This window comes from Streptomyces sp. NPDC056373 (assembly GCF_042262425.1).
Lineage (GTDB): Bacteria > Actinomycetota > Actinomycetes > Streptomycetales > Streptomycetaceae > Streptomyces.
Map to the genome: position 1 here is coordinate 54239 of NZ_JBHJPX010000017.1, position 20728 is coordinate 74966.

25 protein-coding genes and 1 pseudogene are annotated in these 20728 nt (G+C 70.6%); 20 read left to right on the forward strand and 6 right to left on the reverse strand.

From position 1 onward, the window contains the following. Positions 1 to 8: 8 nt before the first annotated feature. From ACFCXS_RS31325 to ACFCXS_RS31335, 3 genes are all read right to left on the reverse strand, one after another. Positions 9 to 1028, reverse strand: coding sequence for a S1C family serine protease (locus ACFCXS_RS31325; RefSeq protein ID WP_376646731.1), 1020 nt, complete (start codon positions 1026 to 1028; stop codon positions 9 to 11). 118 nt (positions 1029 to 1146) lie between these two features. Next, positions 1147 to 2169, reverse strand: a complete 1023-nt coding sequence (locus ACFCXS_RS31330) for a LacI family DNA-binding transcriptional regulator (RefSeq protein WP_376646732.1) — start codon at positions 2167 to 2169, stop codon at positions 1147 to 1149. Between the two features lie 128 nt (positions 2170 to 2297). Continuing rightward, positions 2298 to 3086: a response regulator transcription factor gene (locus ACFCXS_RS31335; RefSeq protein ID WP_376646733.1), complete on the reverse strand. Its 789-nt coding sequence runs from the start codon at positions 3084 to 3086 to the stop codon at positions 2298 to 2300. Positions 3087 to 3258: 172 nt separating this feature from the next. Between ACFCXS_RS31335 and ACFCXS_RS31340 the strand changes: the two genes are divergently transcribed. From ACFCXS_RS31340 to ACFCXS_RS31380, 9 genes and pseudogenes are all read left to right on the forward strand, one after another. Continuing rightward, entirely contained in the window at positions 3259 to 4110 is an 852-nt protein-coding gene (locus ACFCXS_RS31340) for an alpha/beta hydrolase (protein WP_376646734.1), read from the forward strand. Between the two features lie 38 nt (positions 4111 to 4148). Continuing rightward, on the forward strand, positions 4149 to 4403 hold the full coding sequence (locus ACFCXS_RS31345) for a MoaD/ThiS family protein (protein WP_234845559.1): 255 nt from the start codon (positions 4149 to 4151) through the stop codon (positions 4401 to 4403). A gap of 2 nt (positions 4404 to 4405) precedes the next feature. Next, the gene (locus tag ACFCXS_RS31350) at positions 4406 to 5527 is read left to right on the forward strand and encodes a hypothetical protein (RefSeq protein ID WP_376646735.1); all 1122 of its coding nucleotides are present in this window, start codon (positions 4406 to 4408) and stop codon (positions 5525 to 5527) included. A 139-nt stretch (positions 5528 to 5666) separates the two neighbouring features. Further along, positions 5667 to 6404, forward strand: a complete 738-nt coding sequence (locus ACFCXS_RS31355; protein ID WP_376646736.1) for a DUF2993 domain-containing protein — start codon at positions 5667 to 5669, stop codon at positions 6402 to 6404. A gap of 204 nt (positions 6405 to 6608) precedes the next feature. Next, positions 6609 to 6689, forward strand: coding sequence for a putative leader peptide (locus tag ACFCXS_RS31360; protein WP_350310325.1), 81 nt, complete (start codon positions 6609 to 6611; stop codon positions 6687 to 6689). A gap of 137 nt (positions 6690 to 6826) precedes the next feature. Further along, positions 6827 to 7672 (forward strand): sulfurtransferase, encoded by an 846-nt coding sequence (locus ACFCXS_RS31365; RefSeq protein ID WP_351628197.1) that lies wholly within the window; start codon positions 6827 to 6829, stop codon positions 7670 to 7672. A gap of 39 nt (positions 7673 to 7711) precedes the next feature. Continuing rightward, positions 7712 to 7999: a DUF1416 domain-containing protein gene (locus ACFCXS_RS31370; RefSeq protein ID WP_003991226.1), complete on the forward strand. Its 288-nt coding sequence runs from the start codon at positions 7712 to 7714 to the stop codon at positions 7997 to 7999. Positions 8000 to 8085: 86 nt separating this feature from the next. Next, the gene (locus tag ACFCXS_RS31375; RefSeq protein WP_376646737.1) at positions 8086 to 8346 is read left to right on the forward strand and encodes a DUF3099 domain-containing protein; all 261 of its coding nucleotides are present in this window, start codon (positions 8086 to 8088) and stop codon (positions 8344 to 8346) included. A 12-nt stretch (positions 8347 to 8358) separates the two neighbouring features. Next, positions 8359 to 8502 (forward strand): annotated as a pseudogene (locus tag ACFCXS_RS31380) (VOC family protein); the annotation flags it as partial. Here ACFCXS_RS31380 and ACFCXS_RS31385 read toward each other — a convergent pair. Next, entirely contained in the window at positions 8496 to 8858 is a 363-nt protein-coding gene (locus ACFCXS_RS31385) for a DsrE family protein (protein ID WP_376646738.1), read from the reverse strand. The pseudogene ACFCXS_RS31380 and the gene ACFCXS_RS31385 overlap by 7 nt on opposite strands. Positions 8859 to 9062: 204 nt before the next feature. Between ACFCXS_RS31385 and ACFCXS_RS31390 the strand changes: the two genes are divergently transcribed. The 6 genes from ACFCXS_RS31390 to ACFCXS_RS31415 all read left to right on the forward strand — a co-directional run bounded on the left by ACFCXS_RS31390 (position 9063) and on the right by ACFCXS_RS31415 (position 14455). Next, positions 9063 to 9638, forward strand: coding sequence for an FABP family protein (locus ACFCXS_RS31390; RefSeq protein ID WP_376646739.1), 576 nt, complete (start codon positions 9063 to 9065; stop codon positions 9636 to 9638). Between the two features lie 362 nt (positions 9639 to 10000). Further along, a complete protein-coding gene (locus ACFCXS_RS31395) occupies positions 10001 to 10669 on the forward strand; it encodes a hypothetical protein (RefSeq protein ID WP_376646740.1) in 669 nt (222 codons plus the stop codon). Positions 10670 to 10686: 17 nt separating this feature from the next. Then, a complete protein-coding gene (locus tag ACFCXS_RS31400) occupies positions 10687 to 12384 on the forward strand; it encodes an N-6 DNA methylase (RefSeq protein ID WP_376646741.1) in 1698 nt (565 codons plus the stop codon). Then, complete coding sequence (locus ACFCXS_RS31405) at positions 12381 to 13013, forward strand: restriction endonuclease subunit S (protein ID WP_376646742.1); 633 nt, start codon at positions 12381 to 12383, stop codon at positions 13011 to 13013. Before ACFCXS_RS31400 ends, ACFCXS_RS31405 begins: the two co-directional genes overlap by 4 nt. Positions 13014 to 13041: 28 nt before the next feature. Continuing rightward, positions 13042 to 13479: a Fur family transcriptional regulator gene (locus ACFCXS_RS31410; RefSeq protein WP_376646743.1), complete on the forward strand. Its 438-nt coding sequence runs from the start codon at positions 13042 to 13044 to the stop codon at positions 13477 to 13479. A gap of 10 nt (positions 13480 to 13489) precedes the next feature. Then, positions 13490 to 14455: a YgfZ/GcvT domain-containing protein gene (locus tag ACFCXS_RS31415; protein ID WP_376646744.1), complete on the forward strand. Its 966-nt coding sequence runs from the start codon at positions 13490 to 13492 to the stop codon at positions 14453 to 14455. A 19-nt stretch (positions 14456 to 14474) separates the two neighbouring features. Here ACFCXS_RS31415 and dtd read toward each other — a convergent pair whose 3' ends face one another. After that, complete coding sequence (dtd, locus tag ACFCXS_RS31420) at positions 14475 to 14900, reverse strand: D-aminoacyl-tRNA deacylase (RefSeq protein WP_030242984.1); 426 nt, start codon at positions 14898 to 14900, stop codon at positions 14475 to 14477. 211 nt (positions 14901 to 15111) lie between these two features. Here dtd and ACFCXS_RS31425 point away from each other — a divergent pair, with 211 nt between their 5' ends. From ACFCXS_RS31425 to ACFCXS_RS31435, 3 genes are all read left to right on the forward strand, one after another. Continuing rightward, positions 15112 to 15744 carry an aerial mycelium formation protein gene (locus ACFCXS_RS31425; protein ID WP_376646745.1) on the forward strand — a complete coding sequence of 211 codons (633 nt, stop codon included), beginning with the start codon at positions 15112 to 15114 and terminating at the stop codon, positions 15742 to 15744. Positions 15745 to 16025: 281 nt separating this feature from the next. Beyond that, positions 16026 to 17288 carry a GNAT family N-acetyltransferase gene (locus tag ACFCXS_RS31430; protein ID WP_376646746.1) on the forward strand — a complete coding sequence of 421 codons (1263 nt, stop codon included), beginning with the start codon at positions 16026 to 16028 and terminating at the stop codon, positions 17286 to 17288. Positions 17289 to 17556: 268 nt separating this feature from the next. Then, positions 17557 to 18474, forward strand: a complete 918-nt coding sequence (locus ACFCXS_RS31435) for a winged helix-turn-helix domain-containing protein (RefSeq protein WP_376646747.1) — start codon at positions 17557 to 17559, stop codon at positions 18472 to 18474. Positions 18475 to 18510: 36 nt separating this feature from the next. Here ACFCXS_RS31435 and ACFCXS_RS31440 read toward each other — a convergent pair whose 3' ends face one another. Then, the gene (locus ACFCXS_RS31440; RefSeq protein ID WP_376646748.1) at positions 18511 to 18699 is read right to left on the reverse strand and encodes a hypothetical protein; all 189 of its coding nucleotides are present in this window, start codon (positions 18697 to 18699) and stop codon (positions 18511 to 18513) included. A 147-nt stretch (positions 18700 to 18846) separates the two neighbouring features. Here ACFCXS_RS31440 and ACFCXS_RS31445 point away from each other — a divergent pair, with 147 nt between their 5' ends. Then, positions 18847 to 19737, forward strand: a complete 891-nt coding sequence (locus ACFCXS_RS31445; protein WP_376646749.1) for a FadR/GntR family transcriptional regulator — start codon at positions 18847 to 18849, stop codon at positions 19735 to 19737. 29 nt (positions 19738 to 19766) lie between these two features. Continuing rightward, on the forward strand, positions 19767 to 20480 hold the full coding sequence (locus tag ACFCXS_RS31450) for an HAD family hydrolase (RefSeq protein WP_376646750.1): 714 nt from the start codon (positions 19767 to 19769) through the stop codon (positions 20478 to 20480). Positions 20481 to 20728 lie beyond the last annotated feature (248 nt).

Here is a 20728-nt window from a genome sequence, read left to right on the forward strand (position 1 = left end):
GCTCGGACTCAGTCGGTCGATCCCGCCCGCAGCTTCGCGAGGTCGGCCTTGACGGTGTTGATCGGGATGGCGAAGCCGAGGCCGACGCTGCCCGCGTCGGAGGACGAGGAGGCCTGGCCGGCCGGCGAGTACATCGCGGAGTTGATCCCGATGATGTTGCCGTTCATGTCGATCAGGGCGCCGCCTGAGTTGCCCGGGTTGAGGGACGCGTCGGTCTGGAGCGCCTTGTACGTCGTGGTGTCGTTGCCGGTGTCGCCGTTGAACTGGCGTCCGCCGAACTCGAACGGCCACTGGTCGCCCTGTCCCTGGCCCTGTCCCCACTGCTGCTGGCCCTGGTCCTGGCCCTCCTCGGTCGGGACGGTGACGTCACGGTCGAGCGCCGAGACGATGCCGCTGGTGACGGTGCCGGACAGCCCTTCGGGGGAGCCGATCGCCACGACCTGGTCGCCGACCTGGAGCCCGGCCGAGTCGCCGAGCGTGGCCGCCTTCAGGCCGGAGGCGTTCTCCAGCTTGATCAGCGCCAGGTCCTTCTTGCTGTCGGTGCCGACGACCTTCGCGGTGTACGACTTGCCGTCGCTGGTCGTCGCCTTGATCTGGGAGGCCCCGGCCACGACGTGGTTGTTGGTGACGATCTCGCCGCCGCTCGTGATGATCACGCCGGAGCCGGTGGAGGACCCGGCGTTGGAGTCGGCGCTGATCTCGACGATGCTCGGGCTGACCGCCTTCGCGACCCCGGCGACCGTGCCCCTCTGGCTGGAGGGGACCACCTCGGTGCTGGTGGAGCTGGAGGCGACGGTGTCGTTGCCGGTCAGTTCCTGGATGCCGTAGGCGGTGCCGCCGCCTATCGCCGCCGCGACGATCGCCACGGCGGCGATCAGGGCCAGGGGGCCGCGGTTGCGCTTCTTCGGATGCGGAGCGTGTGCCGGGGCGTACGCCGGCGGGGGCGGCCACTCGGGGTTCACCGGGGCCTGGTGCTGACCCTCGTAAGGGTTCTGGTGTTCGCCACTGCGGTGGAAGCTCTCGGTCATGGAACAGAGCTTGTCGCCCGACCATGAGAGCTTCCTGAGTGCTCCCTGAGAAGCCCGACAGAACCTCGTATGCCCGATATAAAGAGGCCCGCCGGCCCGGAGGCACCGGAGTCAGGGCCTACGGGCAGCCGCAGGACTGCCGGGTGACCAGGCGCGAGGGGAACACCTTCAGCCGCTCCCGCCGGGTACCGGCGACCCGCAGCCCGTCGTCGAGGACGAGGTCCAGCGCCGCCCGGGCCATGGCCGGACGGTCGGAGGCGACCGTCGTCAGGGGCGGGTCCGCGAGGGCCGCCTCCTTGATGTCGTCGAAGCCCGCCACCGCCAGCTCGCCGGGGACGTCGATGCGCAGCTCGCGGGCCGCGCGCAGCAGGCCGATCGCCTGGTCGTCGGTGGAGCAGAAGATGGCCGGCGGGCGCTCGGGTCCGGAGAGGATCTTCAGGGCGGCCTGGTAGGCGTCGTAGCGGTTGTAGAGGGCCTCGAAGAGCCGGCCCTCCGTGGAGATCCCGGCGTCGTCCATCGCGCGGCGCCAGCCCTCGACGTGGTCGGAGACCGGGTCGCCGACCGCCGGGGTCTCCGCTATGCCGCCCATGCAGGCGACGTACTCGTAGCCGTGCTCCAGCAGGTGGCGGACGGCGAGTTCGGCGCCGCCCAGGTCGTCCGTGGTGACGGCGACGTCGTCGATGGCCTCGGGGCGCTCGTGCAGCAGCACGACGCGGGCGTCCCAGGCCTCGATCTCGGCGGCGGCCAGGTCGTTGAGCGCGTGGCTGACGAGGATCAGGCCGGAGACCCGCATCCCGAGGAAGGCGCGCAGGTAGTGGACCTCGCGCTCGGCCACGTAGTCCGTGTTGCCGACGAGGACCATCTTTCCGCGCTCGGAGGCGGCCTGCTCGACCGCGTGCGCCATCTCCCCGAAGAAGGGCTGGCGGGCGTCCGGGATGATCAGGCCTATGAGGTCCGTGCGCCGGGAGGCCATCGCCTGGGCGACCCGGTCGGGCCGGTACCCCAGTTCCTTGATGGCGGCGAGGACACGCTCGCGCGTGGCCGGGGCGACCGGCCGGGGTCCGTTGTTGATGACATAGCTGACCACGGCAGTGGAAGTCCCTGCCAGCCGCGCCACATCATCCCGAGTCACCTTGGCCACGCGCGGAGTCTACGCGGATATACCGGCTCCGGGCAGGGCGTAAAGGAGGTTCCGTACGATATCCCGACCGGTGTCCGGGGCGCCCTGTGCGGGGAGCGATGCCCAGGTCGGCGCCGCATTACGCCTCTTTACGCCTCGGCGCGGGCGTCGGCGGCCTGAGGGGCTGCCGACTTGTCCGCGGTGTCCTGCTTTGACCTGGCCACCTTGGCCTTCGCCTCCTCGGCGGCGCGCTCCATCTTCTCCGGCTTCTCCGGCGTAACGAATCGATAACCGACGTTCCGGACGGTGCCGATCAGCGACTCGTGCTCCGGGCCGAGCTTGGCGCGCAGCCGCCGTACGTGCACGTCGACCGTGCGCGTACCGCCGAAGTAGTCGTAGCCCCAGACCTCCTGGAGCAGCTGGGCGCGGGTGAAGACCCGGCCGGGGTGCTGCGCCAGGTACTTCAGGAGCTCGAACTCCTTGAAGGTGAGGTCGAGGACGCGGCCCTTGAGCTTGGCCGAGTACGTCGCCTCGTCGACGGAGAGGTCGCCGTTGCGGATCTCCATGGGGGAGTCGTCGCTGACGATCTGCTGCCGTCCCATGGCCAGCCGCAGCCGGGCCTCGACCTCCGCCGGGCCGGCGGTGTCGAGCAGGACGTCGTCGATGCCCCAGTCGGCGGTGACGGCGGCGAGGCCGCCCTCGGTGACGACCAGGACGAGCGGGCAGCCCGGTCCGGTGGAGCGCAGCAGCTGACAGAGGCTGCGGACCTGGGGCAGATCACGCCGGCCGTCGACGAGGATGACGTCGGCGCCGGGGGTGTCGACGAGGGCGGGTCCCTCCGCGGGGGCCACACGCACGTTGTGCAGGAGCAGGCCGAGGGCGGGGAGCACCTCCGTCGACGGCTGGAGGGCATTGGTCAGGAGCAGCAGAGAACTCATACGTCTGGTTCCTCCTCGGTCCCTGCGAGGACGTTTGTTGGCACAGCACCGCTCTGCGATCCCGAAGGCCCCGTACACCTGCGGTTTCCCGCGTCGTATACAACGCTTCCGAAAGCACAAAAGGACCCGGGGGCTACGTTGCCCGAGTCCTCTGCCCAGCAGAATAGCCCACATGAGGTCCGGTCCGGCAGGTCATGTGGCGCGTTCCACCGTTCGTCCGCATGCCGAGACGAACGGGGGAAAGCCTGTGCGGATGTCGTCGCGGGTGTTTCTGCGGACGTCCGACGGTGTGGCGATCGACGCCGTGTACGAGCCGGGAGCGGCGGTGCACGACACCTCCCGGACGCCTTCCGATCGTCCGGTGTTCGTCGTCGCCCACGGGTTCACCGGCGCGGTGGACCGCCCGCACGTGCGTCGGATCGCGGAGGCGTTCGCCCGGTACGGGGGCGTGGTCACCTTCTCGTTCCGCGGGCACGGGATGTCCGGCGGGCACTCCACGGTCGGCGACCGGGAGGTGCTCGACCTGGCGGCGGCGGTGGCCTGGGCGCGCGGTCGCGGGCACGCGCGGGTGGTGACCGTGGGCTTCTCCATGGGCGGCTCGGTGGTGCTGCGGCACGCGGCGCTGCACCCGGGGCGGACCGACGCGGTGGTGTCGGTCAGCTCACCGGCCCGCTGGTACTACCGGGGCACCGCGCCCATGCGGCGGCTGCACTGGCTGGTGACCCGGCCCGAGGGGCGGGTGCTGGGCCGGTACGGGTTCCGTACCCGGATCCACCACCGGGACTGGAACCCGGTGCCCCTCTCCCCGGTGGAGGCGGTGCCGAGGATCGCGCCGACCCCGTTGCTGATCGTGCACGGCGACGCCGACGGCTACTTTCCCGTCGACCATCCGCGCATGCTGGCCGCGGCCGCCGGTGACCAGGGCGAACTGTGGCTGGAGGCCGGTATGGGGCATGCCGAGCACGCGGTGGGCGACGAGCTGCTGGCCCGCATCGGGGAATGGGGCCTCGCCCGGGCGGGCTAGCCTGACGGGGTTCACCGTCGAATTCATTGAGGAAGCAGATGCCAAAGGTCACGGTGCGCTACTGGGCCGCCGCCAAGGCCGCGGCCGGTGTGGCCGAGGAGCCGTACGAGGCGGTCACGCTCGCCGAGGCGCTCGACGGGGTGCGCGAGCGGCACCCCGGTGAACTCGAGCGCGTCCTGCGCCGGTGCTCGTTCCTCGTCGACGGCGACCCCGTGGGCACCCGCGGACATGAGACGGTACGGCTGGCCGACGGCGGCACGGTCGAGGTGCTCCCGCCGTTCGCAGGAGGATGACGATGACCGACCAGCCGAACCACCAGCCCCATCAGCCCCACCAGCCGTACGACGGCTACGACCCCTACGGGCAGCGGTCGCAGGTGTGGCCCGGGCAGGGCTACCAGGGGCACCAGGGGCACCAGGGGCATGAGGACCCGCACGCCGCCCAGCAGTACACGCAGCAGTGGCAGGGGCAGACCTGGGAGACGCAGAACCACCAGCCGGTGTCCCCGCAGGCGGCGGATCCGGAGACGGCGATCCTGACACCCCAGTCGCCCGGGCCGGCCCGGAGCCCCCGCACGCCGCAGGGACCCGCCGCCCCGTCCGCGGGGGAGGCCGCAGACCCCTCCGCCCCCGGCTACGGCCCCGCCACCGTCGGCGGGAACGCGCGCCTCACGGACGCCCAGCGGGCCCGGGCGGAGGGACGCTCCCCGATCATCGAGCCCGGGATGCAGCCGGCCGCGCTGACGGCGCTGCTCGGACTGCTGCTGGCCGGTGCCGCGGCGGTCGGGACGTACGCGCTGCTCGTGCCGCTGGTCGTCCTGCAGGCGGTGACGGCGGCGGGCTGGTTCCGGCTGAACGGGATGTGGCCCGCCCGGCAGGGCATCGCCCTGGGCTTCGCGGGCGCGCTGGCCGCCGACGCCGCGCTGCTGGTCTCGGACCGCTCGCCGTCGGCGATCCTCGGCACGATCGGGGTGTGGGTGCTGCTCGCGCTGGTCCTGCAACTGCGGTCGCACGCCGACCCGGACGAGCGGATGTACGGCCTGATGGCGACGGTCGCGGCCTCCGCGCTGGCGATCGTGGCCGGCGGGTACCTCGCGGCCGCGGCCGACGCGGTGACGGTGGGCGCGGTGGCCGTGGCGGTCGCGGTCCCGGCCCGCGCGCTGCCCCTGCCGACCCCGGCCTCGGTGGTGGTGTCCCTCCTCGCCGCCGCGGGCGCGGGCATCGTGGTCGGGCAGGTCACGGGCCTCGGCACCTCGGGGGCCCTCCTCGGTGCGGGAGCCTCCGCCTGCGCGCTGATCGGCCACCGGGTCGCGAGCTACGACTACCCGTCCCGGTTCGTCCACTTCACGGCGGGCGTGGCCCTGCCCCTGGCCGCGGCGGCCCCGGCGGTGTACGTCCTGGGCCGGGCTCTGGCGTAGCGCGGAGGCCCGGATGCCGGGCTTCCGGTCTGTCACAGATGATCAACAATTCGCCGATCCCCCTTCCGCTCGGCGTTACTCTCACGCCAGGGACGGCCACCGGGTCGTCGAAACACCGGACCGGTGGGGGATTCAACGCATGCGCGCACTGCGAATACTGCTGATCTTCGTCGTGATCCTGGGAGGCCTCTTCGTGATCGCCGACCGCGTCGCGGTCAACTTCGCCGAGGGCGAGGCCGCCGATCGGCTGAAGTCCACGGAGAACCTGTCGGCGACGCCCGACGTGTCGATCAAGGGCTTCCCGTTCCTCACCCAGGTCGTCGGCGGCTCCCTGGACGACATCGAGGTCGGCATCAAGGACTACGAGGCCGCCGCGGGCGACGGCGGCCGGAAGATCCGCATCGACGACCTGCAGGCCGACATGAAGGGCGTCGAGTTCTCCGGCGACTACAGTTCCGCCACCGCCACCAGCGCGACCGGCACCGCGACCATCGCCTACGACGAACTGCTGAAGACGGCGAAGTCCGAGCCCACGCAGGTCGCCCCGGGCGTCACCGCCAACGTCGTCGGCCTCTCCGACGGCGGCAACGGCAAGATCAAGGTCACCGTCGAGGCCACGGTGCTGGGCACCAAGCTCCCGGAGCCGGTCTCCGTGCTCAGCTCGGTGAAGGTGGACAACGGCACGGTCCGCGTGCACGCCGACGGCCTGCCCAAGTTCGGCGGCGTCGACATCGCCGAGAACCGCGTCCGAGCGATCACCGACTTCCAGCAGAAGATCGACGGCCTGCCCGGCGGCATCAAGGTGGACACCGTCCAGGCAGCCCCGGACGGCGTCGAGATCACGGTGAAGGGTTCCGGCGTCCGGCTGGCCGGGTAGGCAGGGTGCGAGGCGCGCCGGACCAGGGGTGTCCGGTGGGCGAGACGGCGGCGTCCGCAGCTCAGCCGTGACGGCGGACCCGTCGGGTCACGGCACGCTCCCTCGGGCCTCGCAGAGCCCTCGGGTCCCACATCGCGGATCATCCCGTCTCAGTATGCGACACACCGGTGACATGCCCGCCCGACCGTCCCTACGATCGACGGTATGAAGCGACAGGCGGACCTCACGAAGCGGCGGGCAGTAGACCTGTGCCGCGTCGCCGCCATGCTCTGTCGCACCTTCTGAGCGATCGCGCCGGCAGTCGCGCCGACGCGCGCATCCCCGCAGCCCCGCATCACGGGCACCCGTGCGCCGCCCTGCCTCAAGGGCGCGCCCTGCAGACCTCGCACGCCCCGCCGTAACTGCCCCGGAGGAGAAGAAGCATGAGCCGCAACGACGTCCTGGTTGACGCCGACTGGCTCCAGGAGCACCTGGACGACCCGACCATCGCCATCGTCGAGGTGGACGAGGACACGTCCGCCTACGAGAAGAACCACATCCGCAACGCGATCCGGATCGACTGGACGCAGGACCTGCAGGACCCGGTCCGCCGTGACTTCGTCGACCAGGAGGGCTTCGAGAAGCTCCTGTCCGACAAGGGCATCGGCAACGACCACACCGTGGTCCTCTACGGCGGCAACAACAACTGGTTCGCCTCGTACGCGTACTGGTACTTCAAGCTGTACGGCCACGACAGCGTCAAGCTGCTCGACGGCGGCCGCAAGAAGTGGGAGCTCGACGCCCGCGAGCTGGTCGCCGGCGACGAGGTGCCGGAGCGTCCGAAGACGGACTACAAGGCCAAGGCCCAGGACACGTCCATCCGCGCCTTCCGCGACGACGTCGTGGCCGCGATCGGCTCGCAGAACCTCGTCGACGTGCGCTCGCCCGACGAGTTCTCCGGCAAGCTGCTCGCCCCGGCCCACCTGCCGCAGGAGCAGTCCCAGCGCCCCGGCCACGTGCCGAGCGCCCGCAACATCCCGTGGTCCAAGAACGCCAACGACGACGGCACCTTCAAGTCGGACGAGGAGCTCAAGGAGCTCTACGCCGAGGAGAGCGTCGACCTGGCCAAGGACACCATCGCCTACTGCCGCATCGGTGAGCGCTCCGCGCTGACCTGGTTCGTGCTGCACGAGCTCCTCGGTGTGGAGAACGTCAAGAACTACGACGGCTCCTGGACCGAGTACGGCTCCCTCGTGGGCGTGCCGATCGAGCTCGGCGCCAACAAGTAACCAACCCCCACCGACCTTTCCAGACTTCAGGAGTACGACATGTGCGGTGCGAAGGCCGGCGGCCCCGACGCCTCGACGATCAAGCCCGGTGAGACCACCATCCAGGGTCAGGTGACCAAGGACGGCGAGCCCGTGGTGGGTTACGTCCGTCTGCTGGACTCGACCGGCGAGTTCACGGCCGAGGTGCCGACCTCGGCGACCGGACAGTTCCGCTTCTACGCGGCCGAGGGCACCTGGACCGTCCGTGCCCTCGTGCCCGGCGCCACCGCCGACCGCACGGTCGTCGCCCAGCAGGGCGGCCTGGCGGAGGTCGCGATCGCCGTCTGACGGCGACCGGATTTCGAAGGGCCGCACTCCTCGGGTTGGACGCCTGGGGTGCGGCCCTTCGGCCTGCCCGGACCTACGCTGGACGTATGTACGCACGGCGGCGTCACACGTACTTCGCGATGATGGGCCTCTGTATCGGCCTCTTCGTGCTGGCCTGGGGTGTCGTGCGGCTGTGGTCCGTTCCCGTCGCCGTCGGGATGTGTGTGGTCGCCATGGTCATCCCGCCCGTGGCGGCCATGGTCGCGAACCGGCGCGGTCCCGAGGACCGGTGGTGGGACGACCCCTCCGGGGATCCCCAGTCCGACGAGTGGTGGGACGAGCTGGACGGCAAGAAGCGCCGGCCCTGAACCGGTCGGGGGGACGACCTGGAGCGGGAGACCGAGCGGGCCGTCGCCGCGGGGGCCCGGCTCGCCGGGTTCCAGCCGCAGGACGACGTGCGGGTGCTGCTTGACCCCGCCGGGCATCCGTTCTGCCTGTACACGGACGCCACGGAGCCTCAGTAGACGAGCGCCTGCGTCCCGTCCGCCGTGGCCTCCTGGACGAACACCTGCGCGCCCGCGATGCGGACACCCTTGATGACGTCCTGCTCCGTGATGTCGCGGCGGGCCGCGCACTGCGTGCACAGGGTGACGCGGCCGCCCGCGAGGAGGGAGTCCAGCAGGTCGGGCAGGGGAGCCGCGTGCGGCAGCTCGAACTCGGCGGCCCGGCCGGGCAGGGCGAACCAGGCGGACTCGCCGGTCAGCCACAGGGAGACGTCGACGCCGCTGGCGACGGCCACCGCCGCCACCGTGAACGCCTGGGAGCACCGCTCGGGGGCGTCGGCCCCCGCCGTCACCTTGATCACCAGCTTCTTCGCCATAGCCGGAATCGTAGTGCCGAAACGGCCCGCGTAAGCTGGGCTCGGCCCTGTGCAACCGTTCGCACCCCCGCTCAAGGAGCACCCCGTGGAGATCTTCTTCGAAATCCTGTTGGTCCTGGTCGCCGTCGGCGTCCTCGCCTTCGCCGGACTGACCGTGAAGAAGCTGTACCAGGGCCAGCGCTGACCCACGTCTAGGAAGTTCCCATGATCGAGATCCCGTCCGACCTCCACAAGGACCTCGTCCCGCTCGCCTTCCTGCTCGGCAACTGGGCGGGCGCGGGCGTGCACGACTTCCCCGGTTCCGAGAAGTGCAACTTCGGGCAGGAGGTCACCTTCACCCACGACGGCCGGGACTTCCTGGAGTACCAGTCGCACAGCTGGGTGCTGGACAAGGACGGCAACAAGGTCCGTCCACTGGAGTCCGAGCACGGCTACTGGCGGATCGACGCCGGCCGCAAGGTCGAGGTGACGATGACCCGCGACGACGGCGTCATCGAGATCTGGTACGGCGAGCTGGCCGACAAGAAGCCGCAGATCGACCTCGTGACGGACGCGGTGGCCCGCACGGCCGCCTCGCAGCCCTACACCGGCGGCAAGCGGCTGTACGGCTACGTCAAGAGCGACCTGATGTGGGTCGGCGAGAAGCAGACCCCCGACGTCGAGCTGCGCCCCTACATGTCCGCCCACCTGAAGAAGGTCGTCACCCCGGAGGAGGTCGAGCGCTGGGCCAAGGCCCTGCCCGATGACATGCCGGACGACGGCATCGCCTTCTTCAAGTAGGCCCGGGCGCCTCAGGCTCCTCAGCGGCCCCGACCGGCACGGTCGGGGCCGCTGCGCGCGTTCCCCCTGAAACAGTTGGAAGGGGTTAACAGATTCCGGCAGCAGTGTACTGCGCTTGCGAGTCGGAAGGTCTTGTGGCTACGGTGGAGACCGCAGCGCCGAGTGGCGTGGTCCTCGCGCGGTGTGTGAAAACGCAGAACCCCCGGACGCACTAGGAGTGCGTCCGGGGGCTGGAAAGCCGTGCCCCGGGTGGCGTGCTGAGCAGAGGCGGGCCCGGGGCGTTCGTCTCCCACCGTAACACGGTGGGTTCTGTCCGTACCTGGACCGGGTCGGGCGAAGCCGTGCCCATAGGGGGGATCACCATGACTGATCAGCTGCCGGAGTGGATGCTGCGCGCGTTTTCCCGGTTGCGGCTGGCGCGCTACGTGGCCTCAGCGCGCGGCAATGCGGCGACGGCTGCGCGGCTCTACTGGTGGAACGTCGAGGCTTCCGCCGCGTTGTACGGCTCGCTCCACTGTCTGGAGCTCGCCCTGCGCAACGCTTTGCACCACCAGCTCTCCCTCGCCTACGGCAGAGACGACTGGTGGACCGTGGCACCGCTCAGTCCCAACGGACAGCGACTCGTGGCCAAGGCGCGCAGCAAATGCGAGCGCCGCGGGCTCGCTCCCGCGCCGGCGGACGACATCGTGGCCGAGCTGTCCTTCGGCTTCTGGGCCTCCCTGGTGAGCGGTGGATCGCGTTACGACCGCCTGTTCTGGGTGCCCACCGTGCACAAGGCCTTCGCGCACTACTCCGGTCGGCGTGACGCGCTCTACGACGGCCTGTGGTCGCTGGTCCTGCTGCGCAACCGGATCATGCACCACGAGCCGATCCACCATCGGGACCTCACGGCGGACCATGCCAAGATCTACCGCATGCTGGGCTACCTCGACCCGCGGATCGCCAAGGAGGCGCAGGCCATGGACCGGTTCCCGGCGGTTCTCGCGAGCCGCGGCGACGTGCTGAGCGGTTCCCGGCCGCCCCGCTTCTGACACTTCGGGCAGGCACTGTGAGTGACATCGACGACGTACTCGTCTCACGCTCCGACATCGCGCGGCTGGCGCTCGTGCAGCGACCCGCCGTGACGAACTGGGAGCGCAGGCATCAGGACTTTCCTGGTCCGGCCGTCGTGGACCGGGCCGACGGATCGGGTGAGATCGAGGTCTTCCGAGCCGCCGAGATCCTGGCGTGGCTGGAGCAACGCACGGTTCCGGCGAACGCCCGGCGGCCCGAGGAGCCGGCCGGGACGACGTACGGGGACCGCTTCCGCGCCGGCCTGGGACGGGCGCGGGCAGGCGCGCTGCTCCAGGCCGTGCAGCGCCTGAGCGGCCCGGAGGCGGAACGCTTCCGCGGAGAGCTCTCCGTCGCGGACTACCTCACCGTGCTGCTCGCCCTTGTCTACGTGCGGGGCTGTCTGCCCGACGAATGGGAGAAAGTATCGGCTGAAGCGGACAAGGATCAGTTCCCGCACTCGGGTGAGCTGCTCGTCCGCTTCCTCGCACAGGCCGTCGAAGAGGGCCTCGGACCCGGCCATGGGCAACTGCTCCTAGGCCTTGCCAAGAGGCTCGGCGACTTTCGGGTGGCCGACACCGTGCGGCTGCTCGACGGTACGGAGCCGACGGAGTGGGCGGAGTACGCGCAGGCCTTCGAATGGCTCCTGGCCCGGTACAGCGAACTCGCGGGCAGGACTGCCGGTGACTTCTTCACTCCGCGTGCCGCGGCCGACCTCGTGTCGAAGTTCGTGGCCGGCGACGCTCAAGGCGTGCGGAGCATCCACGATCCCTTCGTACGCGCCGGTGAGCTGCTGGCCGCCGCACTCGACGGTATGGCGGATGCGCGGGAGGGGGGGCGTCCACCCGAGGCCAGCGGGGCGGGCGTCGGGGAGCACCCACTTGCCCTGGCCGGTATGAACCTTGCGCTGCACGGCCTGCCCGACGCCGAGTTGCGGCCCGGGTACACCGCCCCCTCCGCCGGGCCCGGCCCCGGGCGCCGTGTGTTCGACCGTGTCGTCACGAACCCACCGTTCAACTCCAGGCTTCCGGAGTACCCCGTCGACCCCGCGCACTGGCGCTACGGCAAGCCGCCCCGGCACAACGCCAACTTCGACTGGCTTCAGTACATCGTGGCCTCGCTCGCTCCGGGTGGGCGCGCGGCCGTGCTGATGCCCGACATCGCGGCTTTCTCCTCGAACCCCTCCGAACGCCGGATCCGGTCCGCCATGGTGGAAGACGGCGTGGTGGAGGCCCTGATCGCCCTGCCCTCCCAGTTGTTCACCACGACCAGCATCTCGGTCACGATCTGGCTGTTGCGGTCCCCGGAGCCAAGCGGTGACGGGAGCGACGGCGAAGTCCTTTTCGTCGATGCGAGGCGGTTCGGTTCCATGGTCTCCCGGACGCAGAGAGCGCTTGCCCCGGAGGAGACACAGAGCATTTTCCGGGAGTACGAGTCCTGGCAGGCTGCCAGGGCGGCCGGGCGTCCCTACCCCGGCACCGCGGGAGTGAGCAGGGCTGTGCCCGTCACCGAGATCAGGGCGCGGGACCACACGCTCAGCCCTTCCGTCTACCTGTCGAACGACGTACCGACGGACGTGGGGGCCGCGGACCCGCGAGAACTGAACGTGCTGAGCGAGCGGTTGGCGGAGGCGCACAGTCGGGCCCGCGCCGCGGACGCCGCGGTCGACGAACTGCTGAGGAGGTACGGATCGTGAACGCGGACCGTGGCCAAGGCATCCCGGAGGGATGGCGGACAGTCCCCCTCGGCGACCTCTGCGACATCCAGGCGGGCGGCCCGGCCCTGCGCCGGAGCCAGGCAGTTCCCGACGGTGTTCCTCTCGTCCGTCCGGCCGACCTCCGGCACCGGCGGATCTCGCCGGAGCCGGGGATGCCGCGCGTGCCTCCTGAACGAGCGCGTGACCTCTCACGACACCGGCTTGTCGCCGGCGACATGCTGGTGAGCCGCACCGGGACGGTCGGCCGGGTGGCACTTGTCACCGCGGACGAGCAGGAGTGGCTCTACAACAGTCACCTGTTGCGGGTGCGACCGCACGATCCGGAGCAGACGCTGTACCTCGTCGCATATGTGGCCCGTCGGGCGACAGGCGAATGGCTGGAAAGCCGGGCCGTGGGAACCACCGGCATGAGGTCGATCACCGTACGCACTCTGTTGGACCTGCCGGTCCTGCTCCCTCCGGTGGAACAGCAGCGGGACATCGGTGCCGCCCTGGCCTCGGTCGACGAGAAGATCCGGGCCCATGAGGACATCGTCAGGACGACCGGTGCCCTGCGCGACACCCTCTCGGACCTTCTGATGTCGGGTCGGCTACCACCGCGCCCGTGATCGGGCCGACGCTTCTACACTGGGTGCTGTGGTGAGCACCGACTGGAAGAGTGATCTGCGGCAGCGCGGCTACCGGCTGACCCCGCAGCGGCAACTCGTGCTCGAAGCCGTGGACACCCTGGAGCATGCGACCCCCGACGACATCCTCGTGGAAGTGAGGAAGACGGCGTCGGGGGTCAACATTTCCACGGTGTACCGGACGCTGGAGCTCCTGGAGGAGCTCGGCCTGGTCAGTCACGCGCATCTGGGTCATGGGGCGCCGACGTACCACCTCGCGGACCGGCACCACCACATCCACCTGGTGTGCCGGGACTGCCAGAACGTGATCGAGGCGGACGTCTCGGTGGCGGCGGAGTTCACCGACAAGCTGCGGCAGACCTTCGGCTTCGACACCGACATGAAGCACTTCGCGATCTTCGGCCTGTGCAAGGACTGCGCACTCAAGGCTTCAACTACCGAGTCGTAGGCTTACGGATATGAAGAGCCCCCTGCTGACCCTGCCCGGCGCCGTCCCCGCCGAGGGCGTGGACGAAGGCGTCGCCGCCCACTACGGCGACCTGTTCCGTGAGCAGCGCGCCCTCGCCGACGGCACCGGATTCGTGGACCTCTCGCACCGGGGGGTCGTCGCCGTCACCGGCGAGGACCGGCTGGCGTGGCTGCACCTGCTGCTCACCCAGCACGTCAGCGACCTGCCGGTGGGCCGGGCGACCGAGGCGCTGATCCTCTCCGCGAACGGCCACATCGAGCACGCGCTGTACCTCGTCGACGACGGCGCGACGGTCTGGGCCCATGTGGAGCCGGGCACCCAGGAGGCGCTGATCGCCTACCTGGAGTCGATGAAGTTCTTCTACAAGGTCGAGGTCGCCGACCGCACGGACGGCATCGCCGTGGTGCACCTCCCGGCCGGCTCCATCGCCGAGGTCCCCGAGGACGCCGTCGTGCGGGAGACACCGCACGGCCGGGACCTGTTCCTGCCGCGCGCCGACCTGGAGGCCTACGCGGCGCAGGCCGGGCCGCCCGCCGGGATCCTCGCCTACGAGGCGCTGCGCGTGGAGCAGCACCGGCCCCGGCTCGGTTTCGAGACCGACCACCGCACCATCCCGCACGAGCTGGGCTGGATCGGCTCGGCGGTGCATCTGCAGAAGGGCTGCTACCGGGGGCAGGAGACGGTCGCCCGGGTGCAGAACCTGGGCAAGCCGCCGCGCCGCCTGGTCTTCCTGCACCTCGACGGCAGCGAGGTCCATCTGCCCGTGGCCGGGACGGAGCTCCGGCTCGCGGACGACGGTCCCGACGGCCGGAAGATCGGCTTCATCACGACCTCCGCGCGCCATCACGAGCTCGGGCCGGTCGCCCTCGCCCTGGTGAAGCGCAACGTGGCCGTGGACGCCCCGCTGGTGGCCGGGGACACCGCCGCCGCCCAGGAAGTCGTCGTCGAGCCGTAGGACTTGTAGATCTTTCGGGTCAGATTTCGATCTGCACGGTGAACGGGCCGTCGTTCGTCAGCGATACCCTCATCGCCGCTCCGAAACGGCCCGTGGCCACCGTCGCGCCCAGGGAGCGCAGCTGGGCGACGACCTCGTCGACCAGCGGTTCGGCCACGTCGCCGGGGGCGGCGGCGTTCCAGGTGGGGCGGCGGCCCTTGCGGGCGTCGCCGTAGAGGGTGAACTGGCTGATCACCAGCAGGGGTGCGTCGATGTCGCTGCACGACTTCTCGTCGTGCAGCATGCGGATCGACCAGAGCTTGCGGGCCAGCTGGGCCGCCTTCTCCTTGGTGTCCTCATGCGTGACGCCGACGAGGACGCACAGCCCCTCGCCCTCGATCGCACCCACGGTCTCGCCGTCCACGACGACGCTCGCGCCGTCCACCCTCTGCACCACTGCTCGCATACGTCCATCATGCAGGGCGGTGACATCCGCGCCTCGGCCGGACGGCCCATGGCCCGAAAGGGTGGTTTGCGCGGGCGCCAACAGCCCCTGCACGGACGTATTTTGCTGCTATACCGCCCATCTGGGGTCTATCGGGGGCACTCGTTCCCATAGCGGCCACTTGGGGTGGCACGATGCTTGCACACACCGGTCGAGGGGACGGTCGAGGCACATGAGCACATCAAGTACCGGACAGCAGCAGGCGGCTTTCCGGTCGTCGTACACGGGGATCGGCGCGTCGGAGTACCACCGGCCGCCCACACAGCGCACGGACAGCCCGCGGCTGCCCTCGGACACCTCCGATCCGGAACTGCCCGCGCTGAGCCTGCCCGCGCTGCGCACACTGCGCCGCGAGGCCCAGCGCGACGAGGCCGACCTCAGCTATCTGCGGCGGCTGCTCCAGGGACGCATCGACATCCTGCGCGCCGAGGTGACCCGGCGTGCCCCGGTGGGCGCCGCCTCCGTCGCCGTGGCCGAGGAGACCTCGGTGGTGGAGCGGCTGGCGGAGATCCTGCGGGACGCCCCGGCCCGGCACCGCTCCTCGGCCCGCCACGTCACCCTGGGCACCCCGCAGGGCGAGGAGTACCGGCGGCTGGCCGCGGAGATGCTCGCCGAGGTCGAGCTGTCCGACCTGGGTGCGCGCACGGACCTGGAGCTGAACACGGCGATGGGGCGGCTGGAGCGGCACGAGCAGCAGGTCTCCCGGCGCCGGCAGCGGCTCCAGCGCACGGCCGACGAGTGCAGCGCGGAGATCGCGCGCCGCTACCGCGAGGGGGAGGCGCAGGTCGAGGACCTGCTGGTGTGAGCCGTCCCGGGGCCGGGCCCGGGGGCTGAGCCGAGGGGCGGAGTTCCGGGGGCCGGGCTCGTGGACGGGGTTGCGGGGGCGAGATCCGGGGGCCGGGCGCGGGGGCTGAGCCCAGTTCCGGGGGGCCGGGCTCATGGGCGGAGCTGCGCGGGCGAGATCCGGGGCCGAGTTCCGGGACGGGGCTGCGGGGCCGGGCTGCGGGAGCCCGGGCTCCCGGGCCGCGGTGAGGGCCGGGCGGATATTTACGCGACACCGACCGGCCCTCCGCCTAGCGTGAGGTCATGACCCCCCTGACTCGTGCCGACGCCATCGACGTACGCCCGATCACCGATGGCGAGTTCGCCGAGTGGCTGCGTGCCGTGAACACCGGCTTCCTGCGAGCGGCCGCACTCACCGAGGAGGAGGTCGAGGGCCGGCGCGGGCGGTTCGTCGAGGGCCGTTACCTCGGGGCCTTCGACCAGGGGAGGTGTGTGGCGACCTTCCGCTCCTTCGACCAGGAGCTGACGGCCGTCGGCGGGGCCGCCGTCCCGGCCGACGCGATCTCGGGTGTCACCGTCACCGCCACCCACCGCCGGCGCGGACTGCTCAGCCGGATGATGGCGAAGGACCTGGCGGCCGCGAAGGACCGCGGGGACGTCGTCGCGACGCTGATCGCCGCCGAGTACCCGATCTACGGGCGCTACGGCTTCGGGCCGGCGGCCCGGACGGCGGAGTGGACGGTCGACGTGCCGCGCGCGGGTCTCGACGCCCGGTGGGCGGGCCCGGCGGGCGGCGGCCGGATCGATCTGGTGGAGGGCGAGGACGTCCGCAAGCTCGGCCCCGAACTGCACGAGCGGCTGCGGCGCGGCCTGTCCGGCGCGATCGACCGCGACGAGACGTGGTGGAAGATGAACACCGGCGCCCTGCGCTGGGACCCGGCGTGGAAGCAGCCCTTCCACGCCGTGTACCGCTCGGCGTCCGGCGAGGTCGAGGGCATGGCCGCCTACGAGGTGGACGACAACTGGGGTGACGCCAAGCAGCCGTTGAACACGGCGACCGTGCAGTGGCTGCTCGGCACGACACCGGCCGCGGAACGCGCGCTGTGGGAGTACGTCTGCTCCGTCGACTGGGTCGTGACGGTGAAGAGCGGCCGGCGGGCGCCCGACGACCTGCTCCCGCACCTCCTGCCCGACCCGAGGGCGGCCCGGATCACCTCGCTCGCGGACTGGCTGTGGGTGCGGATCCTGGACGTCGGCCGGGCGCTGGAGGCGCGGACGTACGAGGGCCGGGGGGCCCTGGTGCTGGAGGTCGCCGGTGTCGACGGGCTGACCGGCGGGCGCTACCGGCTGGAGGCCTCGCCCGAGGGGGCGTCCTGCACGCCGACCACCGAGAGCGCGGAACTGGAGCTGGGACTCGGTGAGTTGGCGGAGCTGTGGCTCGGGGACTCGTCGGCGGTGCGGCTGGCGGCGCTGGGGCGGGTGCACGAAGGACGAGTGGGCGCCGCCCGGAAGGCCGACGCCCTGCTGCGTACGTCCAGGCTGCCTTGGTGCCCGGACATGTTCTGAGCCGCTCCCTCCTGCCGGGGTGCCGGCGGTGCCGCTGGTGTGCTGGGGCCCGCATCCGTAGCGAGCTGTTCAGTTGTGGTTGTCGTGCGGCCGTTCCGGCCGGGCGGGACTCCCGGCTCCCCTCCGGAGGGGAGTCCCTGGGCGGGTGGCCAACCCCTTGAAGGTCTGACCATGTTCCCCAAGTTGGCTACCAACTTCTCTGTACTTATCTCCGCCTGGAAGCGGCTCATAACCACCTTTCCCTGAACTGCCCAAAGATGGCGGGAAGTTGTACTGTTCGCTTGTGGACCCGGAACATGCCTCCGTCAACGGACGGAACAGGTCAGGACGGCCACAGAGAACACATCACCAGGTGGCCGACGAGCTGCGCGCCCGGATCAGGTCAGGGGCGCTGCGCCCCGGCGAGCGCATGCCCACCCAGGCTCAGCTGGCTCACGAGTTCGGCGTCGAGCGCGGTGCCGTGCGGCAGGCCCTGCGGATCCTGCAGTCCGAGCGGTTGCTCGTCAACGTGTCCAAGGGCAGCCCGGCGACCGTCGCGCCCGACCCGGTCGGTGCGCTGACCGGCCCGCAAGCGCCGCCGCGGCCCACGACGGTGGCTCTCGCCCCCCGGATCGCGGAGGCGTTCGCGGCGGAGCACGTCGAGATCGACGCCGTGTGCCTGACGTCCATCTCCCTCACGCTGGCCATCGGTGAACCGCTGCGGCAGATCCACGCCGGGCGGCTGAAACCGGCCAAGGTCGACGTCCGGGTGCTGCTGCCGAGCCGGGACATCGACCTGGCCTTCCCGGTGCCGGTCGAGGGCAGCGGGGACGACTGGGTGCACGAGCGGTGGCTGGCGATGCGCAACGCCCAGGGGCAGGTGCTCCAGCACAATCTGCTGGCCCTGCGCGCCACTCACGGCATCGACGTGCACGTCACGTTCCGGGCGCTGCCCTTCACCCCGCCGGTGAAGCTGTACCTGCTGAACGGCGCGGAGGCGCTGTTCGCGTACTACACGCTGACGCGCCGGGAGGCCGAGACCGATCACGAGCAGCCGGCGCTGTACGACGCCCAGGGCACCCAGTCCATGCTGTTCGCCTTCCGGCAGGGCGCCGGGCTGCGCGACACGACGTTCGTGGAGCAGTCGCACCTGTGGTTCAACGCACTGTGGGAGACGATCAGTTCTGAGCTGGTGCTCACGAGCTGACGTCCCCCACGGGTCGTTCCGGGGTGGTGCGGTGACTCATCGGGCGGGGCCCGTGATCAGCAGCGCGAGCACGACGGCTCCCGCGGAGCTGACGGCCGGGCTCTTGGCCTTGACGCCGACGGTGAGAAGGATCAGGCCGACGAGGCCGGCCGGACCGTACTTCCACTGGACGAGCTGTTCGATGGCGACGACGAAGGCGGCGGAGAGGAGAGCGAGGGCGGGCATCGGTGTTCCCCCTTCGGAAGTCCGGAAGCAAAACTTCCGCCAACTCCGAGAAGTTGGCAACCAACTCTGATTAAGTTGTCCCCACTTGGCCCCTAGTTATAAACAACTTTCAAGCAACTCCCGCCAGATGGATCAGAGTTGTAGCGTTTGGTCGTGACCCAGGAGAGCGTGGCGGAAGACGTGGCAGGGAACGGCAGCAGAAGGTCATCGCCCCAGGAGATCGCCGACAGCCTGCGGGAACGCATCCGGGCCGGCGAGCTCAGGCCGGGAGACCGCCTGCCCACCCAGGCCGAACTCGCGGAGCAGTTCGGTGTGGAGCGCGGCGCGGTCCGCCAGGCGCTGCGGGTCCTCCAGGAGGACGGTCTCCTCACCGGGGTCAGCAAGGGCAGCCCGCCGCGGATCGCCACCCCGGCGCCCGCCCGTGGCGAACCCCAGCCGACCATGGTGGGCCTGGCTCCGCGGCTGACCGAGGCGTTCTCGGCCCGGCGCGTCCGCGTCGACGTGGTCTGCCACACGGCGGAGACGCTGATGGTCGCCATCGGTGAGCCGCTGCGCCTGATCCACGAGGGCCGTATCCGCCCCGAGTCGATCGACGTCCGCATCCTGGTGCCGTCCCGGGACATCGAGCTGGCGTTCCCCGTGCCGGTCGAGGCCCACGGCGACGACAACCCGGTCCACCAGCGCTGGCTCGCCATGCGCAACGCCCAGGGACAGGTCCTCCAGCACAACCTGCGGGCGCTGCGCTCGACGCACGGCATCGACGTGCACGTGACGTTCCGGGCGCTGCCCTTCACGCCACCGGTGAAGCTGTACCTCCTCAACGAGGAGGAGGCCCTGATCGGCTACTACATGCTGACCAGGCGCGAGGAGGAATGGGGCAGCCAGACCCTGGACATGTACGACGTCCTCGGTTCCCAGTCCCTGCTCTTCTCCTTCGTGCAGCGGACGGGCAGGCGGGACGCGGCGTTCGTGAAGGAATCCCAGAAGTGGTTCAACGCCCTCTGGGAAACCATCACGACGGACCTGACACTCTCCTAGTGACTCCTGATGCGGCGCAGACTGATGCGGTGACAATCGAGACCGAGAACGATCCGTACGAACTTCGCGATCTGACCAGACGCGCGCGTGTCGTGCTCTGGGACTTCGACGGGCCCATCTGCCGCCTGTTCGCCGGGCACTCGGCGGAGCAGGTGGCGACCGACCTGGTCTCCTGGCTCGAGAGCCGGGGCCTGCACGGCCTGCTGACCGATGCCGAGCGTGAGTCCCTCGACCCCCAGGTGGTGCTGCGGGCGGTGGACCGCCGCCACCCGGGCAGCGACCTGGTCGCCGAGCTGGAGGAACGTCTCACCCAGGAGGAGCTGCGGGCCGCTTCCTCGGCATGGCCGACCGCGTACGCGGACCCGCTGATCCGCACCTGGACGGCGGTGGGCTCCCGCCTGGCGATCACCACGAACAACTCCCCGCGAGTGGTCCGCACGTACCTCGCGAGCCGCGGCCTCGTCGACTGCTTCGCACCGCACATCTACGGCCGGACCCGGGAGCTCCGTCACCTCAAGCCCGATCCGCACTGCCTGAACCGGGCGCTGAACGCGATGGGGGTGGCACCGGGCGACGCCCTGATGATCGGGGACACGCCCTCCGACCACGAGGCGGCCGGGCGGGCCGGGGTGCCCTTCCTGGGCTACGCGCGCAACGGATCGAAGGCCAAGCTCCTGAGGTCGGTCGGCGCCGACGTGGTCCTGGAGTCCCTGGAGCCACTGCTGGACCTGCTGCGCACCTAGGCGCCCACCCGCACCCTTGAGGGGCGAAAACGCACTGGTGAGGTAGGAGAGGGGCGAGGGGCGGCTGGGTGTAGCATTCCCGCACCGTGCAGCGATTGAGTCAAACGCTCGTCCTCGTTCGTATGTGAAAGGGCCAACCGGCCTGCCATCGAACAAGTTTGCGACACCTCATGCAGACGGGTGGCAAACCACCCGTATCGGCTCACTCCGCCGTGCGCGGCACCGGCCGCGAACTTACGGTTTGCCTT

Bases quoted from the DNA above. Each gene is read 5' to 3' on its own strand.
- ACFCXS_RS31360 (WP_350310325.1), top strand. From the start codon at position 6,609: ATGAAGCGACAGGCGGACCTCACGAAGCGGCGGGCAGTAGACCTGTGC.
- ACFCXS_RS31370 (WP_003991226.1), top strand. From the start codon at position 7,712: ATGTGCGGTGCGAAGGCCGGCGGCCCCGACGCCTCGACGATCAAGCCC.
- ACFCXS_RS31415 (WP_376646744.1), top strand. From the start codon at position 13,490: ATGAAGAGCCCCCTGCTGACCCTGCCCGGCGCCGTCCCCGCCGAGGGC.
- ACFCXS_RS31440 (WP_376646748.1), bottom strand. From the start codon at position 18,699: ATGCCCGCCCTCGCTCTCCTCTCCGCCGCCTTCGTCGTCGCCATCGAA.
- ACFCXS_RS31390 (WP_376646739.1), top strand. From the start codon at position 9,063: ATGATCGAGATCCCGTCCGACCTCCACAAGGACCTCGTCCCGCTCGCC.
- ACFCXS_RS31355 (WP_376646736.1), top strand. From the start codon at position 5,667: ATGCGCGCACTGCGAATACTGCTGATCTTCGTCGTGATCCTGGGAGGC.
- ACFCXS_RS31385 (WP_376646738.1), bottom strand. From the start codon at position 8,858: ATGGCGAAGAAGCTGGTGATCAAGGTGACGGCGGGGGCCGACGCCCCC.
- ACFCXS_RS31430 (WP_376646746.1), top strand. From the start codon at position 16,026: ATGACCCCCCTGACTCGTGCCGACGCCATCGACGTACGCCCGATCACC.
- ACFCXS_RS31350 (WP_376646735.1), top strand. From the start codon at position 4,406: ATGACCGACCAGCCGAACCACCAGCCCCATCAGCCCCACCAGCCGTAC.
- ACFCXS_RS31340 (WP_376646734.1), top strand. From the start codon at position 3,259: ATGAGGTCCGGTCCGGCAGGTCATGTGGCGCGTTCCACCGTTCGTCCG.
- ACFCXS_RS31425 (WP_376646745.1), top strand. From the start codon at position 15,112: ATGAGCACATCAAGTACCGGACAGCAGCAGGCGGCTTTCCGGTCGTCG.
- ACFCXS_RS31365 (WP_351628197.1), top strand. From the start codon at position 6,827: ATGAGCCGCAACGACGTCCTGGTTGACGCCGACTGGCTCCAGGAGCAC.
- dtd (WP_030242984.1), bottom strand. From the start codon at position 14,900: ATGCGAGCAGTGGTGCAGAGGGTGGACGGCGCGAGCGTCGTCGTGGAC.
- ACFCXS_RS31345 (WP_234845559.1), top strand. From the start codon at position 4,149: ATGCCAAAGGTCACGGTGCGCTACTGGGCCGCCGCCAAGGCCGCGGCC.
- ACFCXS_RS31375 (WP_376646737.1), top strand. From the start codon at position 8,086: ATGTACGCACGGCGGCGTCACACGTACTTCGCGATGATGGGCCTCTGT.
- ACFCXS_RS31325 (WP_376646731.1), bottom strand. From the start codon at position 1,028: ATGACCGAGAGCTTCCACCGCAGTGGCGAACACCAGAACCCTTACGAG.
- ACFCXS_RS31335 (WP_376646733.1), bottom strand. From the start codon at position 3,086: ATGAGTTCTCTGCTGCTCCTGACCAATGCCCTCCAGCCGTCGACGGAG.
- ACFCXS_RS31395 (WP_376646740.1), top strand. From the start codon at position 10,001: ATGACTGATCAGCTGCCGGAGTGGATGCTGCGCGCGTTTTCCCGGTTG.